This window comes from Pseudomonas sp. TH08 (genome assembly GCF_016651275.1).
Taxonomy (GTDB): domain Bacteria; phylum Pseudomonadota; class Gammaproteobacteria; order Pseudomonadales; family Pseudomonadaceae; genus Aquipseudomonas.
On the sequence record NZ_JAEKEE010000002.1, the window covers coordinates 816,030 to 832,566 of the forward strand.

At 58.5% G+C, this 16,537-nt stretch carries 18 protein-coding genes, 1 tRNA gene and 3 pseudogenes; 5 read left to right on the top strand and 17 right to left on the bottom strand.

What is annotated here, in order from left to right:
* Window positions 1-11: 11 nt before the first annotated feature.
* The 11 genes from ndk to trmJ all read right to left on the bottom strand — a co-directional run bounded on the left by ndk (window position 12) and on the right by trmJ (window position 7,899).
* On the bottom strand, window positions 12-437 hold the full coding sequence (ndk, locus tag JFT91_RS13295; RefSeq protein WP_007916882.1) for a nucleoside-diphosphate kinase: 426 nt from the start codon (window positions 435-437) through the stop codon (window positions 12-14).
* An 87-nt stretch (window positions 438-524) separates the two neighbouring features.
* Window positions 525-725: a Fe-S cluster assembly protein IscX gene (gene iscX, locus JFT91_RS13300; RefSeq protein WP_201228399.1), complete on the bottom strand. Its 201-nt coding sequence runs from the start codon at window positions 723-725 to the stop codon at window positions 525-527.
* 14 nt (window positions 726-739) lie between these two features.
* Complete coding sequence (fdx, locus tag JFT91_RS13305) at window positions 740-1,081, bottom strand: ISC system 2Fe-2S type ferredoxin (RefSeq protein ID WP_007916885.1); 342 nt, start codon at window positions 1,079-1,081, stop codon at window positions 740-742.
* Window positions 1,081-2,946 (bottom strand): Fe-S protein assembly chaperone HscA, encoded by a 1,866-nt coding sequence (gene hscA, locus JFT91_RS13310; RefSeq protein ID WP_201232621.1) that lies wholly within the window; start codon window positions 2,944-2,946, stop codon window positions 1,081-1,083. The genes fdx and hscA overlap by 1 nt, the downstream gene beginning before the upstream one ends.
* Before the next feature lie 51 nt (window positions 2,947-2,997).
* Window positions 2,998-3,519: a co-chaperone HscB gene (gene hscB, locus JFT91_RS13315; protein WP_201232647.1), complete on the bottom strand. Its 522-nt coding sequence runs from the start codon at window positions 3,517-3,519 to the stop codon at window positions 2,998-3,000.
* Window positions 3,520-3,527: 8 nt separating this feature from the next.
* Window positions 3,528-3,851 (bottom strand): iron-sulfur cluster assembly protein IscA, encoded by a 324-nt coding sequence (gene iscA / locus JFT91_RS13320; RefSeq protein ID WP_007903589.1) that lies wholly within the window; start codon window positions 3,849-3,851, stop codon window positions 3,528-3,530.
* Between the two features lie 34 nt (window positions 3,852-3,885).
* Complete coding sequence (gene iscU, locus JFT91_RS13325; RefSeq protein WP_046820395.1) at window positions 3,886-4,272, bottom strand: Fe-S cluster assembly scaffold IscU; 387 nt, start codon at window positions 4,270-4,272, stop codon at window positions 3,886-3,888.
* An 83-nt stretch (window positions 4,273-4,355) separates the two neighbouring features.
* On the bottom strand, window positions 4,356-5,570 hold the full coding sequence (locus JFT91_RS13330) for an IscS subfamily cysteine desulfurase (RefSeq protein WP_201232622.1): 1,215 nt from the start codon (window positions 5,568-5,570) through the stop codon (window positions 4,356-4,358).
* Between the two features lie 47 nt (window positions 5,571-5,617).
* Complete coding sequence (gene iscR, locus JFT91_RS13335; RefSeq protein ID WP_003227911.1) at window positions 5,618-6,109, bottom strand: Fe-S cluster assembly transcriptional regulator IscR; 492 nt, start codon at window positions 6,107-6,109, stop codon at window positions 5,618-5,620.
* Between the two features lie 239 nt (window positions 6,110-6,348).
* Window positions 6,349-7,125, bottom strand: a complete 777-nt coding sequence (gene cysE, locus JFT91_RS13340; protein ID WP_201228402.1) for a serine O-acetyltransferase — start codon at window positions 7,123-7,125, stop codon at window positions 6,349-6,351.
* A gap of 3 nt (window positions 7,126-7,128) precedes the next feature.
* Window positions 7,129-7,899: a tRNA (cytosine(32)/uridine(32)-2'-O)-methyltransferase TrmJ gene (gene trmJ, locus JFT91_RS13345; RefSeq protein WP_008084663.1), complete on the bottom strand. Its 771-nt coding sequence runs from the start codon at window positions 7,897-7,899 to the stop codon at window positions 7,129-7,131.
* A gap of 145 nt (window positions 7,900-8,044) precedes the next feature.
* Between trmJ and suhB the strand changes: the two genes are divergently transcribed.
* Window positions 8,045-8,863 (top strand): type III secretion system regulator SuhB, encoded by an 819-nt coding sequence (gene suhB / locus JFT91_RS13350; protein ID WP_034156254.1) that lies wholly within the window; start codon window positions 8,045-8,047, stop codon window positions 8,861-8,863.
* Between the two features lie 236 nt (window positions 8,864-9,099).
* Here the strand turns inward: suhB and JFT91_RS13355 are convergent, their stop codons facing one another.
* The 6 genes from JFT91_RS13355 to queA all read right to left on the bottom strand — a co-directional run bounded on the left by JFT91_RS13355 (window position 9,100) and on the right by queA (window position 15,203).
* The gene (locus tag JFT91_RS13355) at window positions 9,100-9,648 is read right to left on the bottom strand and encodes a glycine zipper 2TM domain-containing protein (protein WP_201228403.1); all 549 of its coding nucleotides are present in this window, start codon (window positions 9,646-9,648) and stop codon (window positions 9,100-9,102) included.
* A 121-nt stretch (window positions 9,649-9,769) separates the two neighbouring features.
* Window positions 9,770-10,684 carry a protein translocase subunit SecF gene (secF, locus tag JFT91_RS13360; protein ID WP_201232623.1) on the bottom strand — a complete coding sequence of 305 codons (915 nt, stop codon included), beginning with the start codon at window positions 10,682-10,684 and terminating at the stop codon, window positions 9,770-9,772.
* A gap of 9 nt (window positions 10,685-10,693) precedes the next feature.
* Window positions 10,694-12,562 (bottom strand): protein translocase subunit SecD, encoded by a 1,869-nt coding sequence (gene secD, locus JFT91_RS13365; RefSeq protein WP_201228405.1) that lies wholly within the window; start codon window positions 12,560-12,562, stop codon window positions 10,694-10,696.
* 64 nt (window positions 12,563-12,626) lie between these two features.
* Entirely contained in the window at window positions 12,627-12,965 is a 339-nt protein-coding gene (gene yajC, locus JFT91_RS13370; protein WP_003227923.1) for a preprotein translocase subunit YajC, read from the bottom strand.
* Between the two features lie 43 nt (window positions 12,966-13,008).
* A complete protein-coding gene (gene tgt / locus JFT91_RS13375; protein WP_161986576.1) occupies window positions 13,009-14,124 on the bottom strand; it encodes a tRNA guanosine(34) transglycosylase Tgt in 1,116 nt (371 codons plus the stop codon).
* Window positions 14,125-14,138: 14 nt separating this feature from the next.
* Window positions 14,139-15,203, bottom strand: coding sequence for a tRNA preQ1(34) S-adenosylmethionine ribosyltransferase-isomerase QueA (queA, locus tag JFT91_RS13380; RefSeq protein WP_201232624.1), 1,065 nt, complete (start codon window positions 15,201-15,203; stop codon window positions 14,139-14,141).
* A 108-nt stretch (window positions 15,204-15,311) separates the two neighbouring features.
* Here queA and JFT91_RS13385 point away from each other — a divergent pair.
* The 4 genes and pseudogenes from JFT91_RS13385 to JFT91_RS30225 form a co-directional block, all read left to right on the top strand.
* A tRNA-Leu gene (locus JFT91_RS13385) sits at window positions 15,312-15,396 on the top strand.
* 171 nt (window positions 15,397-15,567) lie between these two features.
* Window positions 15,568-15,723: pseudogene (locus JFT91_RS29630) on the top strand (Arm DNA-binding domain-containing protein); the annotation flags it as partial.
* A gap of 42 nt (window positions 15,724-15,765) precedes the next feature.
* Window positions 15,766-15,864, top strand: a pseudogene (locus tag JFT91_RS30220) (helix-turn-helix transcriptional regulator); the annotation flags it as partial.
* Between the two features lie 151 nt (window positions 15,865-16,015).
* Window positions 16,016-16,230, top strand: a pseudogene (locus JFT91_RS30225) (hypothetical protein); the annotation flags it as partial.
* Between the last annotated feature and the right edge of the window lie 307 nt (window positions 16,231-16,537).

A 16,537-nucleotide genomic window follows, 5' to 3' on the forward strand; every position in this document is an offset into this window, starting at 1 on the left:
TAAGCCAATGCTTAGCGAGTGGTTACTTCAGTAGCTGCGAAGAAGTACGAGATTTCACGAGCAGCTGCGGCTTCGGAGTCCGAACCGTGAACAGCGTTGGCGTCGATGGAATCAGCGAAGTCAGCGCGGATGGTGCCGGCAGCAGCTTCTTTAGGGTTGGTAGCGCCCATCAGCTCACGGTTCAGAGCGATAGCGTTTTCGCCTTCCAGAACCTGAACAACAACAGGACCGGAGATCATGAAAGCAACCAGGTCGCCGAAGAAACCACGAGCGCTGTGCTCAGCGTAGAAGCCTTCAGCTTCAGCTTTGGACAGTTGCTTCAGTTTCGAAGCTACAACGCGCAGGCCTGCTTTTTCGAAACGAGTGGTGATCTCGCCGATGACGTTTTTTGCAACAGCGTCAGGCTTGATGATGGAGAAAGTACGTTGAACAGCCATGGTGTAACTCCAGAAACGGTAATTTGCGAAAAATTAAACCCGCGAATTATACGCGGGTTCTTGGGTATTGCCTAACCTGCGAGACGATCAGTCCAATTCTTTGGCCCAAAGCTCCTGAACCGCTTCAAGCACTTTCTCGCCGACACGGCCAGAAGTGCTATCAAACTCGGGCAGATCCTGGATCATCTCTTTCAGACGGACAAAACCTACAGAATACGGGTCGACACCGGCATGGGCCTCGGCCAGTTCTTCTGCAATACGTTGAACATCATTCCAACCGTAGCTCATGACAGTCTTACCAGTCAGTGCGGCGCTTCAGCCGCATGGTTAAGCGAATATTTCGGAATTTCGACGGTGATGTCTTCTTCGCCAACGATGGCCTGGCAAGCCAGACGCGATTGCGCCTCCAGACCCCAGGCACGATCGAGGAAGTCTTCTTCCAGCTCGTCGGCCTCTTCCATCGAGTCGAAACCCTCGCGGATGATGCAGTGGCAGGTGGTGCAAGCACACACGCCGCCACAGGCGCTTTCCATCTCGATGTGGTGCTCGTGGGCCAGTTCGAGAATCGATGTGCCGGGCGCAGCCTCGACCACCATGCCTTCAGGGCAGAACTTCTCGTGGGGCAGAAAAATGACCTGCGGCATCAGATATCCTCGATTTCATTCAGATTGCGCCCCGACAGAGCGGCTTTCACCGTCAGATCCATGCGGCGGGCAGCAAAAGCATCGGTCACTTGCGACAGACGTTTGGTCTGCTGCTCGATGGCGTAACCATCAGTACCTTTCATCAGTTCGGCCAGTTCCTGCAATTGCAGGTCGATGACCATGCGCTCTTCGGCGTCGAGCAAACGCTCGCCATCAACCTCCAGAGCGCCCTGCACCGCCTCGATCAGGCGCTGCGCATCGACTTGCTGCTCGCGCAGAACGCGGGCGACCTTGTCGTCGTTGGCGTGCTGGAACGAATCTTTCAGCATCTTGGCGATTTCGCCGTCGGTCAAACCGTAGGACGGCTTGACCTGAATGCTCGCTTCAACGCCCGAGCCCAGTTCACGGGCGGAAACGCTGAGCAGACCGTCGGCATCGACCTGGAAGGTCACGCGAATTTTCGCCGCGCCCGCCACCATCGCCGGGATGCCGCGCAATTCGAAGCGTGCCAGCGAGCGGCAGTCAGTGATCAATTCACGCTCGCCTTGCAGCACGTGAATCGCCATGGCCGACTGGCCGTCTTTATACGTAGTGAAATCTTGTGCACGAGCGACGGGGATGGTGGTGTTGCGTGGAATCACCTTCTCCATCAGGCCGCCCATGGTTTCCAGCCCCAAAGACAGCGGAATGACGTCGAGCAACAGCAATTCGCCGCCATCGCGCTTGTTGCCAGCCAGCGTATCGGCCTGGATCGCAGCGCCGATGGCCACCACTTGATCCGGATCGATTTCGGTCAAAGGCTGACGACCGAAGGCTTCGGCAACAGCTTCGCGAACACGCGGCACACGGGTCGAACCACCGACCATGACCACAGCGTGCACGTCATCCAGCTCAATGCCGGAATCGCGCACGGCGCGGCGGCAGGCTTTCAGGCTGCGGGCAACCATTGGCTCGATCAGCGCATCGAAGGCTTCACGCGTCAGCGGCGCGTGCCAGTCGCCATAGGCGACTTCAACGCTGGCCGCGTCGGTCAGGGCTTCTTTGGCCGCGCAAGCGGTTTGCAGCAGATTGCGTTGTGCGCCCGGATCGAGATCGGCGGAAAGGCCCGCGCTCTCGATGATCCAGCCGGCAATCGCGTGATCGAAGTCATCGCCGCCCAGCGCGCTGTCGCCGCCAGTAGCCAAGACTTCGAAAACGCCGCCAGTCAGACGCAGAATGGAAATATCGAAGGTGCCGCCGCCCAGGTCATAAATCGCGACCAGGCCTTCGGCATGCTGATCCAGACCGTAAGCCACGGCCGCAGCGGTCGGCTCGTTGAGCAGACGCAACACATTCAGACCGGCGAGCTTCGCCGCATCCTTGGTGGCCTGACGCTGAGCATCATCGAAATACGCCGGAACGGTGATTACCGCGCCAACCAATTCGCCACCCAGGGTCGCTTCAGCGCGCTGACGCAGCACTTTGAGGATATCGGCGGAGACCTCGACCGGGCTCTTCGGGCCCTGCACAGTGTCGATGAACGGCATGTGCGATTCGCCACCGACAAAGCGGTACGGCAGTTGCTCGCCCAATTGCTTGACGTCGGACAGACCACGACCCATCAAGCGCTTGACCGACAGCACAGTGTTCAAAGGATCGGAGGCGGCGGCCAGTTTGGCCGATTCGCCGACTTCGACGCGATCGGCGTGGTAACGCACGGCGGACGGCAGGATAACCTGCCCGTCAGCGTCGGCCAGCGGCTCGGAAAGACCACTGCGCAACGCAGCGACCAGCGAATTGGTAGTGCCCAAGTCGATCCCCACAGCCAGACGACGCTGGTGCGGTTGAGGACTTTGGCCGGGTTCGGCGATCTGCAGTAGGGCCATCGTGATCAGGACTTATCTGTATATCAGGCGTGCGACCGGAGCGGCACTGGGTTAATCGTCGAGGCGCTCTTCTAACTGGCGCACTTCGTAGGTGAGCTTGTCGAGGAACTGCATGCGCCGCATCAGGCGTTCGGCCTGTTCGCGTTGCGCTGCATCATCCCAACAGGCTGCGAAGCTTTCGTTGAGTTCTTCCTGGGCCATTTTCAGGCGCCGCTTGAATAACGCGACACCGTCGAGATCGGCGCTGTCCTGGAGGTCTTCGAGCTCTTCGCGCCATTGCATCTGCTGCAAAAGAAACTCGGGGTCATGGACCGTGACCTCCATCGGCACTTCATGCCCGCTGATATTCAGCAGGTAGCGTGCACGCTGGGGCGGGCTCTTGAGCGTCTGATAGGCGTCGTTCAGCCGGGCAGACTGCTCAAGCGCCGACCGCTGCTCGCGCTCGGAAGCGTCAGCAAAACGGTCAGGATGAACGCCGCGCGCCAACTCACGATAGCGCGTGGCCAACTGCTCGAGATCCAGACGGAAGCTCGGTTGCAGCTCGAATAAAGCGAAATGACAAGGAATACCCACGACAAGCCTCAGATGTTGAAGCTTTCGCCGCAGCCACATTCACCGCGTACGTTGGGGTTGTTGAACTTGAAGCCTTCGTTCAACCCTTCCTTGACGAAATCGAGCTCGGTGCCGTCCAGGTAGGCCAGGCTTTTCGGGTCGATAATCACTTTTTCGCCGTGACTTTCGAACACCTGATCCTCTGCAACCACCTCGTCGACAAACTCCAGCACGTAGGCAAGGCCGGAACAGCCTGTGGTGCGAACACCCAGACGAATCCCTTCACCTTTGCCGCGCCCGTTGAGGGAGCGTCGCACGTGTTGAGCAGCCGCTTCTGTCATGCTGATAGCCATCGGTGACTCCTTACTCGTCGCCAAATCCAGAAAGTCAGATCAAGCCTTTCTTCTGCTTGTAATCGCGAACAGCCGCTTTGATAGCGTCTTCAGCCAGTACCGAGCAGTGAATTTTCACTGGTGGCAGGGCCAATTCTTCGGCCAACTGAGTGTTCTTGATGGTTTCTGCTTCGTCCAGGGTCTTGCCCTTCATCCACTCAGTGGCGAGGGAGCTGGAAGCGATAGCCGAACCGCAGCCGTAGGTCTTGAATTTGGCATCTTCGATGATGCCGGCTTCGTTGACCTTGATTTGCAGACGCATTACGTCGCCGCATGCCGGAGCGCCGACCATGCCGGTGCCGACATCAGGATCTTCCGCGTTCATCTTGCCGACGTTGCGCGGGTTTTCGTAGTGGTCGATGACCTTTTCGCTGTAAGCCATGATTCTTAATCCTCACTCATCAGAGAGTCGCTCTTAAAGCCCTGCAACCTTGGTTTACAGGGCCGGTTCGCGGCGACTTGAAATCAGTGTGCCGCCCACTCGATTTTCGAAATGTCGACACCGTCTTTGTACATGTCCCACAGCGGCGACAGAGCGCGCAGCTTGGTAACGGCCTCGCAGACTTTCTGCGCGGCGTAGTCGATTTCTTCTTCGGTGGTGAAACGGCCGAAGGTGAAGCGGATCGAGCTGTGTGCCAGTTCGTCGTTGCGGCCCAGGGCGCGCAGTACGTACGAAGGCTCCAGCGACGCCGAGGTGCATGCCGAACCGGACGATACCGCCAGATCCTTGAGCGCCATGATCAGCGACTCGCCTTCAACGTAGTTGAAGCTCAGGTTCAGGTTGTGCGGAACGCGGGCGGCCAGGCTGCCGTTGACGTACAGCTCTTCAAGGTGCTCGACCTGCTTGTAGAAGCGGTCGCTCAACGCTTTGATACGGATGTTTTCAGCAGCCATGTCTTCTTTGGCTACGCGGAACGCTTCGCCCATGCCCACGATCTGGTGGGTCGCCAGGGTACCGGAACGCATGCCACGCTCGTGACCGCCGCCGTGCATGGTCGCTTCGATGCGCACACGCGGCTTGCGGCTGACGTACAGCGCGCCGATGCCTTTAGGGCCATAGGTTTTGTGTGCAGAGAACGACATCATGTCGACTTTCAGCTTCTGCAGGTCGATCTCGACCTTGCCAGTGGACTGAGCGGCGTCGACGTGGAACAGAATGCCCTTGGAGCGGAGCAGTTCACCGATAGCGGCGATGTCGTTGACGGTGCCGATTTCGTTGTTCACGTGCATCACGGAGACCAGGATGGTGTCTTCGCGCAGTGCTGCTTCAATCATCGCGGGGGTGATCAGACCGTCGGTCTGGGGATCGAGGTAAGTCACCTCGAAACCTTCACGCTCCAGTTGGCGCATGGTGTCGAGGACAGCCTTGTGCTCGATCTTGGAGGTGATCAGGTGCTTGCCCTTGGAGGCGTAGAAATGTGCCGCACCCTTGATTGCCAGGTTGTCGGACTCGGTAGCGCCGGATGTCCAGACGATTTCACGCGGATCGGCGTTGACCAGATCGGCCACCTGACGACGGGCGTTTTCGACGGACTCTTCAGCTTTCCAGCCGAACACGTGGGAACGGGACGCCGGGTTACCGAAGTTTCCGTCGACCAGCAGGCATTCACTCATCTTTTGCGCAACGCGCGGATCAACCGGGGTGGTTGCAGAGTAATCAAGGTAAATCGGCAATTTCATGGACTATCTCCTAAATCAGGGCTGGCGTGCCGCTAGCTCTTCGGCTGTCATTCGACGGCGGACGCTTCAATCTTGTCCAGGCGTGGCGCCTTGCTGTTGCAACGGCGCTGGTCCTGACGCTGGGCTACTTCTTGCACCTCACGGCGAGTCACAAGATCAGCCAAGCTGATACCGCTTAGAAATTCGTGAATCTGCAGGCTCAAGTCGCACCACAGATGATGGGTCAGACAGGTGTCGCCGGAATGGCAATCGCCCTGGCCCTGGCACTTGGTCGCATCGACCGATTCGTTCACCGCATCGATCACCTGAGCGACCTGAATGCCCTGCATGTCGCGGGACAGCTGGTAGCCGCCACCAGGACCGCGAACACTGGAAACCAGGTTGCTGCGGCGCAGCTTGGCGAAAAGCTGTTCGAGGTAGGACAGGGAGATGCCTTGGCGCTCGGAGATATCGGCCAGGGACACGGGCCCGTGCTGCGCGTGCAACGCCAGGTCAAGCATGGCGGTCACGGCGTATCGGCCTTTTGTAGTCAGTCGCATGGACAGTTACCACGGAGTTCAGAATGGGCGGGAGTATGCAATTCCCGAGCATTTAAGTCAACTATAAGACCTAGTGCTTTAGTCGGGTTTACCCGCAAAAGAGCGCGCGCATCATAGCAAAGGCTGGCGGCATGCAGCCAGCGGTACCGCGTTATCGTTCTTCGCGAACAGGCTCCCTCCCACGAGGGATATGCATTCCAATGTGGGAGCGAGCCTGCTCGCGAAGGCAGCGCTGCGGTTTAGCTGGCTTTGGACTCGTCTTTGCCTTTGACGCAGGCGAAATCCTCTTCACGCAACTGAGGCAGATCTTTGGCGCAGTAATTACTGCCCAGATCCTTCAGCGCGCCACACATCCCCTCCAGCCGACCGTCCACCGCTTGCAGGTGATCGAGCAACTGGCCGATGGCGCGCGCCACAGGATCAGGCATGTCCTCGCTGACGCCGTAGGCATCAAAACCGATCTTCTCAGCCATAGCCTTGCGCTTGGCGTCCTGCTCCTCATCGGACTTGACGATGATCCGCCCCGGAATACCCACAACAGTCGCGCCCGGCGGCACTTCTTTGGTCACGACGGCATTGGAGCCGACCTTGGCACCCGCACCCACGGTGAACGGACCAAGCACTTTGGCGCCCGCCCCCACGACAACACCGTCACCCAGCGTTGGATGGCGCTTGCCCTTGTTCCAGCTGGTGCCACCCAGTGTCACGCCCTGATAGATAGTCACGTCATCGCCGATCTCGGCGGTTTCACCGATAACGATGCCCATGCCATGGTCGATAAAGAAACGTCGACCAACCTTGGCGCCCGGATGAATCTCGATCCCGGTCATCCAGCGACCGAAGTTCGACACCAACCGTGCCAGCCATTTCAGTTCGTTGCGCCAGAGCATGCCCGCCAAGCGATGAATCCAGATGGCATGCATGCCGGGGTAGCAGGTCAGGACTTCAAAAGCGTTACGCGCCGCCGGGTCTCGATGGAATACGCTCTGGATATCTTCACGCAAACGCTCAAACATCATTCAGTCCTTCCGCTTCAGAAGCTCACCACGGGCCGCTTTTTGGGTTTCCGTGAGGATGCCTCGCAAAATATTCATTTCCGCCCGGCTGACCGAGCTGCGTCCGTACAACCGGCGCAGGCGCGCCATCAAGTGCCGTGGTTTTTCCGGATCGAGGAATTCGATGGCGACCAGCGTCTGCTCCAGATGCTCATAGAATCGCTCCAGCTCATCCATGGTCGCGAGCTCGGCGCTTTTCACCGAGGCCACTTCTTCTTTCTCGATCTTGCTTGGCTGACCTTGTGCGGCCAGCCAGGCCATGCGCACTTCGTAGCTCAACACCTGCACCGCCGCCCCGAGATTCAGCGAGCTGAACTCAGGATCGGAGGGGATGTGCACGTGAAAGTGACATCGCTGCAGCTCGTCATTGGTCAGGCCGGAATCTTCACGACCGAACACCAGGGCGATTTCGGCGCCCTGCCCGGCCTCTTCGACCACTTTGGTGCCGCACTCGCGCGGATCCAGCAGCGGCCAAGGGATGCGACGATCACGGGCGCTGGTGCCGAGCACCAGATTGCAGCCGACCAAGGCGTCTTCCAGAGTGGCGACGACTTGTGCATTTTCAAGGATGTCACCCGCACCGGAGGCGCGAGCATCGGCCTCGTGATGCGGAAACAGGCGCGGTTCGACCAGCACCAATCGCGACAGACCCATGTTTTTCATGGCGCGCGCGGCCCCGCCGATGTTGCCGGGGTGGCTGGTATTGACCAGGACGACACGAATGTTCTGCAGCAAGGGAGGCGCTCTCGGACACAGGAAAGGGGTGCAAATCTTACAGAACAGCCTACCGTTAAGCTATGAAAGCGAACAGCGTCCTTCACCTGAAGAAAAGTTCTGATAGAATGCGCGGCTTTCTTTAACAACCTTAGGTGACACATCCATGCAGCCCATGCTGAATATCGCGCTGCGCGCCGCCCGCAGCGCCAGTGAACTGATCTTCCGCTCCATCGAGCGCCTGGATACCATCAAGGTCGACGAAAAAGACGCCAAGGATTATGTATCCGAGGTCGATCGCGCCGCTGAACAGAAAATCATCGACGCGCTGCGCAAGGCTTACCCGAACCATTCGATCCGCGGTGAAGAGACCGGCCTGCACGCCGGTACCGGCATCGAAGGCGAAGAGTACCTGTGGATCATCGATCCGCTGGACGGCACCACCAACTTCCTGCGCGGCATTCCTCACTTCGCCGTCAGCATCGCCTGCAAATACCGTGGTCGCCTGGAGCACGCTGTTGTTCTGGACCCGGTTCGCCAGGAAGAATTCACCGCCAGCCGTGGTCGCGGCGCTCAACTGAACGGTCGTCGCCTGCGCGTCAGCGGTCGCACCAGCCTTGACGGCGCCCTGCTGGGTACCGGCTTCCCGTTCCGTGACGACCAGATGGACAACCTGGAAAACTACCTGGGAATGTTCCGCGCCCTGGTTGGCCAGACTGCCGGCATCCGCCGCGCGGGCTCGGCGAGCCTGGACCTGGCTTACGTGGCAGCCGGTCGTTTCGATGCATTTTGGGAGTCGGGCCTGTCCGAGTGGGACATGGCTGCAGGCGCCCTGCTGATTCAAGAAGCCGGCGGCCTGGTGAGCGACTTCACCGGCGGTCACGACTTCCTTGAAAAAGGCCACATCGTTGCCGGCAACACCAAATGCTTCAAGGCAGTACTGACGGCGATCCAGCCGCACCTGCCGGCTTCGCTGAAGCGCTAAGCTTCCCGCGAAACGAAAAAGCACCCTTCGGGGTGCTTTTTTTATGCCTGAAAGAGCACTGCCGAACCAGTGTAGGAGTGAGCCTGCTCGCGATAGCGGTGTATCAGTCAACAATGATGCTGACCAATACATCGCTATCGCGAGCAGGCTCACTCCTACAGGGGATTTGTGGTGGGCTTGAATCTCAGGCACAAAAAAGCACCCCGCAGGGTGCTTTTTTCCAAACGATCGACCTGTTACTGGCCCGGCTCGTTCTGCGACAAAATCAATTTACCTTCCTTGTCGACCGGAATCTGGTTGCCCGGATCACGATCCATGCGCACTTTGCCTTCCTTGCCGTCCAGCGAGTAACGCACGTCGTAACCGACGACTTTGTCGCTGATGTCATTCACGGTGTTACAGCGAGTCTGGGTGGTGGTGTAGGTATCACGGTTTTGCATGCCTTCCTGCACCTTGTTACCGGCATAACCGCCACCGACCGCACCAGCGACCGTGGCAATCTTCTTGCCGGTGCCGCCGCCGATCTGGTTACCGAGCAAACCACCGCCGACCGCACCGATTACCGTACCGAGGATCTGGTGTTGATCCTTGACCGGCGCCTGGCGAGTCACGGCGACGTCCTTGCACACTTCACGTGGAGTCTTGATCTGTGTTTTGACCGGTTCAACGGCCAGCACTTGCGCATACTCAGGGCCGCTTTTTACCAGGCTGTAGGTGGCAACAGCACCCCCGGCAGTCACACCGACAGCACCCAATACCGCACCAACCAGCAACGACTTGTTCACATGAACCTCCTGACCATCACATGCGGGACATCGCCCGCGCTTCTCCCAGCCTTGGAGCATAAAAAAAGGCGCGAGTTCAACTCGCGCCTTTTTTGGCAGACAGCTGGAAAAGCGATGGCCGTTATGGACGGTCGTCGACTTCCTTCTCGGTGTTCGCCGGTGGAATCAGGTCTTCGCTGCTCAGATTCAGCCAGATCAGCACCACGTTCGCGATGTAGATCGACGAGTAAGTACCCGCCAGAACACCGATGAACAGGGCGATGGAGAAGCCGAACAGGTTGTCGCCACCAAAGAACAGCAACGCTGCAATCGCCAGCAACGTGGAGATCGACGTCGCCATGGTGCGCAGCAGGGTTTGCGTGGTCGAGATATTGATGTTCTCGATCAGCGAAGCCTTGCGCAGCACGCGGAAGTTCTCACGCACCCGGTCGAATACCACAATGGTGTCGTTCAGCGAGTAACCGATGATCGCCAGCACCGCCGCCAACACCGTCAGGTCGAAGGTGATCTGGAAGAACGACAGGATACCGATGGTCACGATCACGTCGTGGATCAGCGAAACGATGGCGCCGACCGCGAATTTCCACTGAAAGCGGAAAGCCAGGTAGATCAGGATGCCGCCGAGCGCCAGCAGCATGCCGAGGCCGCCCTGGTCGCGCAGCTCTTCACCGACCTGTGGGCCGACGAACTCGACTCGCTTGACCGTCGCCGGGTTGTCGCCACCGACTTTCAGCAGCGCTTCCGCCACCTGATGACCCAACTGCGGGTCTTCACCCGGCATCCGCACCAGCAGGTCGGTAGTCGCACCGAAGCTCTGCACGATCGCTTCGTGATAACCCGAACTCACCAACTGCTCGCGCACCTTGGTGACGTCGGCCGGACGCTCGTAGGTCAGCTCGATGAGCGTACCGCCGGTGAAGTCCAGACCCCAGTTCATGCCCTTGTGGAAGACGCTGAAAATAGCCAGCACCGTAAGAAACACTGTGACGCCGAACGCGAAGTTGCGAACGCCCATGAAGTTGATTGTACGTAACATGGCAGCCCCTTAAATCCACAACTTCTTGAAGTCACGTCCGCCAAAGATCAGGTTGACCATTGCGCGGGTCACCATGATGGCCGTGAACATCGAGGTAAAGATCCCGAGGGACATGGTCACTGCGAAACCTTTGACCGGGCCGGTGCCCATGGCAAAGAGAATGCCGCCGACCAACAATGTGGTCAGGTTGGCGTCGAGAATCGCGGTGAATGCCCGGCCGAAGCCTTCGTTGATTGCACGCTGCACGGTCATGCCGGCGGCGATCTCTTCACGGATCCGCGAGAAGATCAGCACGTTGGCGTCGACCGCCATACCCATGGTCAAGACGATACCGGCGATACCCGGCAGGGTCAGCGTTGCGCCCAGCAGCGACATCAAGGCCAGCAGCAGCACCATGTTCACCGCCAGTGCAACGGTGGCGATGATGCCGAAGAAGCGGTAGATGGCGATGATGAACAGCGACACGAACAACATGCCCCACAGCGACGCATCGATACCTTTGGTGATGTTGTCAGCACCCAGGCTCGGGCCGATTGTGCGCTCTTCAGCGAAGTACATCGGTGCCGCCAGACCACCGGCACGCAACAGCAGCGCCAGCTCGGACGATTCGCCCTGACCGTTCAGGCCAGTGATACGGAACTGAGCACCCAGCGGCGACTGAATGGTCGCCAGGCTGATGATCTTCTTCTCTTCTTTGAACGTTTGAACTGCAACGTCCTTCTCGACGCCATCAACCACTTGCTTGACGTAAGTGGTCACCGGACGCTGTTCGATGAAGATCACCGCCATGCTGCGACCGACGTTCGAACGGGTCGCGCGGCTCATCAGCTCGCCACCATGACCATCCAGACGGATGTTCACTTCAGGTGTGCCATGCTCGCCGAAACCAGCCTTGGCGTCAGTCACCTGGTCACCGGTGATGATCAGGCCACGTTCGATCTGAGCTGGTGGACGCTTGCCTTCACGGAACTCGAAGGTTTCGGAAGTGGCTTTCGAAGCACCTGGCTCTGCAGCCAGACGGAACTCAAGGTTGGCCGTCTTGCCGAGAATACGCTTGGCTTCGGCAGTGTCCTGCACGCCCGGCAGCTCAACCACGATGCGGTTGGCACCTTGACGCTGAACGATCGGTTCGGCAACACCCAGCTCGTTGACGCGGTTACGTACCGTGGTCAAGTTCTGCTTGATGGAGTATTCACGGATTTCCGCCAGCTTGGCCGGGGTCATCGCCAGACGCAGCACCGGTTGACCGTTGAGGTCGGCCGGAACAATGTCGAAATCGTTGAAGTTCTTGCGGATCAGCGCACGGGCCTGTTCGCGGGAATCTTCATCACTGAAGCCCAGCTGAATGGCACCGCCCAGTTGCGGCAGGCTGCGATAGCGCAGCTTCTCTTTACGCAGCAGGCTCTTGACGTCGCCTTCGTAGACTTTCAGGCGTGCATCGAGGGCTTTGTCCATGTCCACTTCCAGCAGGAAGTGCACACCACCGGACAAGTCCAGACCCAGCTTCATCGGGTGCGCGCCAAGATTGCGCAGCCATTGCGGGGTGGTCTGTGCCAGGTTCAGCGCGACGACGTAGTCATCACCCAATGCCTTGCGCACAACGTCCTTGGCTGGCAGTTGATCTTCTGCCTTGCTCAGACGGATCAGGCCGCCCTTGCCGTTTGCCGCCAGCGTGGCTGCCTTGACGTTGATCCCGGACTCTTTGAGCGCGGTACTTACGCGATCAAGATCGGCTTGATTGACCTGCAGTGCCGTGCTGGCGCCGCTGATCTGGATAGCCGGGTCATCGGGGTATAGATTCGGAGCGGAATAAATCAGACCGATCGCCAGCACCGCCAGGATCAGAATGTATTTCCACAGAGGATATTTGTTCAGCATCACGCCGCCCGTTATGACGCGGGGCGCCTTGCGCGCCCCGTCGATTGAGTAGAAGTTGTTGCTCTTAGATCGCTTTCAGCGTGCCTTTTGGCAGCGTGGCAGCGATGGCGCCTTTCTGGAACTTCATTTCCACGGTGTCGGAAACTTCCAGAACCACGAAGTCATCGGCCACTTTGGTGATCTTGCCGGCGATGCCGCCGGTGGTGACCACTTCGTCGCCCTTCGCAAGGCTGCTCAGCAGGTTCTTCTGCTCTTTGGCGCGCTTGGCCTGTGGACGCCAGATCATCAGGTAGAAGATGACCAGGAAGCCGACCAGGAAAATCCACTCGAAGCCGCCGCCCATTGGGCCGGCAGCAGCCGGTGCAGCCGCGTCAGCCATGGCGTTAGAGATAAAAAAGCTCATTTAGCACTCCAGTTGCAAATGTTGAATCTTGGGGTCAGAAAACTCAGTCCAAAGGCGGAACGGGGAGCCCGCGTTTGGCGTAGAAGGCATCGACAAAGGCGGCCAATGTACCCTGTTGAATAGCCTCGCGCAAACCAGCCATGAGCACCTGATAATGGCGCAAGTTATGGATGGTATTGAGCATGCTTCCCAGCATTTCGCCGCACTTGTCCAGGTGATGCAGATAAGCGCGAGAGAAGTTCTGGCAGGTATAGCAATCGCAGGTCGGATCCAGTGGCGATTCATCATGGCGATGGAACGCGTTACGGATCTTCAGCACGCCGGTATCAATAAACAGATGCCCGTTGCGGGCATTACGGGTTGGCATCACGCAATCGAACATGTCCACACCGCGGCGCACACCCTCAACCAGATCTTCCGGTTTGCCAACGCCCATAAGGTAACGAGGTTTGTCAGCCGGCATCATGCCCGGCAGATAATCGAGCACCTTGATCATCTCGTGCTTCGGTTCGCCCACCGACAGACCGCCGATGGCCAGGCCATCGAAGCCGATCTTGTCGAGGCCTTCCAGCGAGCGCATGCGCAAGTCCTGGTGCATGCCGCCCTGCACGATGCCGAACAATGCTGCGGTGTTGTCACCGTGGGCATTTTTCGAGCGCTGAGCCCAGCGCAGCGACAATTCCATGGAAATGCGAGCGACGTCTTCATCCGCCGGGTACGGCGTGCATTCGTCGAAGATCATCACGATGTCCGAACCGAGATCGCGCTGCACCTGCATCGATTCTTCCGGGCCCATGAACACTTTGGCGCCGTCGACCGGTGAGGCAAAGGTCACGCCCTCCTCCTTGATCTTGCGCATCGCGCCCAGGCTGAACACCTGGAAACCACCGGAGTCGGTCAGGATCGGGCCTTTCCACTGCATGAAGTCGTGCAGGTCGCCGTGCTCCTTGATCACTTGGGTGCCAGGACGCAGCCACAGGTGGAAGGTGTTGCCCAGAATGATTTCTGCGCCAGTGGCAACGATGTCACGCGGCAACATGCCCTTGACCGTGCCGTAAGTACCCACCGGCATGAAGGCCGGGGTCTCGACGGTGCCACGCGGGAAGGTCAGACGACCACGACGGGCCTTGCCATCGGTGGCCAGGAGCTCAAAGGACATGCGACATTCGCGACTCATTCTGTTTCCTCTGCGCCGGTTTCTTTAGGGGCTGTAGGTGCGGGATTACGGGTGATGAACATCGCATCACCGTAGCTGAAAAAGCGGTAACCGTTGTCGACGGCGGCCTTGTAGGCGGCCATGGTTTCGGGATAACCGGCAAATGCCGAAACCAGCATCAACAGCGTCGATTCCGGCAAATGGAAATTGGTCACCAGGGCATCGACCACATGGAACGGCCGGCCCGGGAAGATAAAGATATCGGTGTCGCCACTGAACGGCTTGAGCACGCCATCGCGCGCGGCACTTTCCAGCGAACGCACGCTGGTGGTGCCCACAGCAATCACTCGACCACCGCGCGCACGGCACGCAGCCACCGCATCGACCACGTCCTGGCCGACTTCGAGCCACTCAGTGTGCATGTGGTGATCTTCAAGCTTTTCGACGCGCACCGGCTGGAACGTCCCCGCGCCCACGTGCAGCGTGACGAATGTAGTCTCGACGCCCTTCGCGGCAATCGCTTCCATCAGCGACTGATCGAAATGCAGCCCCGCTGTCGGCGCCGCCACCGCGCCCAGGCGCTCGGCATACACGGTCTGATAACGCTCGCGATCCGAGCCTTCATCCGGACGGTCTATATAAGGAGGCAACGGCATGTGCCCGACGCGATCAAGTAGCGGCAGCACTTCTTCAGCGAAGCTCAGCTCGAACAACGCATCGTGGCGCGCAAGCATTTCGGCTTCGCCACCACCATCAATGAGGATCTTCGAACCCGGCTTCGGCGACTTGCTGGAACGTACATGGGCCAGCACGCGATGCGTATCGAGCACTCGCTCAATGAGGATTTCCAGCTTGCCGCCGGACGCTTTCTGCCCGAACAGCCGCGCCGGAATCACCCGGGTATTGTTGAACACCATCAAATCGCCCGGGCGCAAATGCTCAAGCAAATCAGTGAATTGACGGTGTGCAAGGGCACCGCTGACCCCATCCAGGGTCAACAGGCGACTGCCGCGACGCTCGGCCAAAGGGTGGCGGGCGATCAGCGAATCAGGGAGTTCGAAGGTAAAGTCAGCAACGCGCATGATGGGGTTCGTCTAGCAGGGCCCGAAAGTCTAGCGGAAATATCGAAAATTGACCATGAAACGTGATTGACCAACGGTAATCTCATCTCTATACTTCGCCGCCATTGAGCCCTGATGGCGGAATTGGTAGACGCGGCGGATTCAAAATCCGTTTTCGAAAGGAGTGGGAGTTCGAGTCTCCCTCGGGGCACCATATAGCAGTATCTGAAAGTCTCTACCAGACTCTCAGACCCAAAGAAACCGGCCACTTGGCCGGTTTTTTTGTGCCTGTCTGTTTAACGTTGTATCCCCTTATCCGCTGTATCCCCTTATCCGCTGTATCGCTGCTTGTATCCTGAGAAAACCCCGAACTTTGGACACAAGGATGAAGTGCGCACATATCAAGCGCCGTCCTCTCCCTGACACCACACTTGCGGGATTGAGGCAGAAATCAAAGGAATATAGGAAGCTGGACGGAAACGGCCTCTACTTCCAGGTTAAACCTGATGGTGGTAAATCCTGGCAGCTACGCTACAGACGCCTCTGGAAGCCGACCTCGCGATATAGCCACCCAAGCACTTAAAACAGCAACGCGCGCGGCGCTCGTATCGCCTGGGCTCTTTCCGAGGTTCAAGCGTGGGTGCGCAGCCGTATCGAGGCACGAGATCAGGTGGCTGCATGAGCACAAGACTGAAAACAACGCTTTGATGCACCCTTTCTCCGTGTTGCGTCGAATCGGCTCTACACGCCAACTCCAGCCTCGCTACACGCCTCTCCCGTCACAACGCTCACATGGCCAAAGCCCGCGCACTCGAAACCGCAGGCAGTGCCCAATGAACAACGCCCTGAGGTTCTCGCTGCCTGATGACCTGCTTTGCGTGAATCCAAAAGCAGAAGCCGGTGTACCCTTCGACGCCATCACCTGCGTCATCGACCGTGCCGACTCAGTGTTGACTTGATTGAAGATCACTTCGAAAACGAATCCTCGCGCCTTGCCAATCACGTCATTGCCACTGTCCTTTGGGATGTGCGCGGCACTCTCGGTCTGAAGCACGTGAAGCAATGGATCGTTATCCAGCGCCCAATGCAGACTCAGAGCAATTACATCATTGATCAGTCAGGTCGAAAAAGAATGGCTCACCACGTGACTGCCTGGATGCTGCGCTGGTGCTTTTAGAGGAAAACGGGGCTACCCCTAATGTCGCACTGCTGAGGATGCGGGATAAGCGCCAGGCGGCTTACAAAGCGGTGGGCTACCGTGTGGCTGAGCTGATTCCATGGTCACCATGGATCTACTCTAACGTGGTTGACGGTCAACCTCCGTACAAAGTCTCAGGATGCTTTTTTCGAGGACA

Excerpts from the sequence above, each read along its gene's own strand:
- ndk (WP_007916882.1), bottom strand. The coding sequence starts at position 437 with ATGGCTGTTCAACGTACTTTCTCCATCATCAAGCCTGACGCTGTTGCA.
- iscX (WP_201228399.1), bottom strand. The coding sequence starts at position 725 with ATGAGCTACGGTTGGAATGATGTTCAACGTATTGCAGAAGAACTGGCC.
- fdx (WP_007916885.1), bottom strand. The coding sequence starts at position 1,081 with ATGCCGCAGGTCATTTTTCTGCCCCACGAGAAGTTCTGCCCTGAAGGC.
- hscA (WP_201232621.1), bottom strand. The coding sequence starts at position 2,946 with ATGGCCCTACTGCAGATCGCCGAACCCGGCCAAAGTCCTCAACCGCAC.
- iscA (WP_007903589.1), bottom strand. The coding sequence starts at position 3,851 with ATGGCTATCAGCATGACAGAAGCGGCTGCTCAACACGTGCGACGCTCC.
- iscU (WP_046820395.1), bottom strand. The coding sequence starts at position 4,272 with ATGGCTTACAGCGAAAAGGTCATCGACCACTACGAAAACCCGCGCAAC.
- JFT91_RS13330 (WP_201232622.1), bottom strand. The coding sequence starts at position 5,570 with ATGAAATTGCCGATTTACCTTGATTACTCTGCAACCACCCCGGTTGAT.
- iscR (WP_003227911.1), bottom strand. The coding sequence starts at position 6,109 with ATGCGACTGACTACAAAAGGCCGATACGCCGTGACCGCCATGCTTGAC.
- cysE (WP_201228402.1), bottom strand. The coding sequence starts at position 7,125 with ATGTTTGAGCGTTTGCGTGAAGATATCCAGAGCGTATTCCATCGAGAC.
- suhB (WP_034156254.1), top strand. The coding sequence starts at position 8,045 with ATGCAGCCCATGCTGAATATCGCGCTGCGCGCCGCCCGCAGCGCCAGT.
- secF (WP_201232623.1), bottom strand. The coding sequence starts at position 10,684 with ATGTTACGTACAATCAACTTCATGGGCGTTCGCAACTTCGCGTTCGGC.
- secD (WP_201228405.1), bottom strand. The coding sequence starts at position 12,562 with ATGCTGAACAAATATCCTCTGTGGAAATACATTCTGATCCTGGCGGTG.
- yajC (WP_003227923.1), bottom strand. The coding sequence starts at position 12,965 with ATGAGCTTTTTTATCTCTAACGCCATGGCTGACGCGGCTGCACCGGCT.
- tgt (WP_161986576.1), bottom strand. The coding sequence starts at position 14,124 with ATGTCCTTTGAGCTCCTGGCCACCGATGGCAAGGCCCGTCGTGGTCGT.
- queA (WP_201232624.1), bottom strand. The coding sequence starts at position 15,203 with ATGCGCGTTGCTGACTTTACCTTCGAACTCCCTGATTCGCTGATCGCC.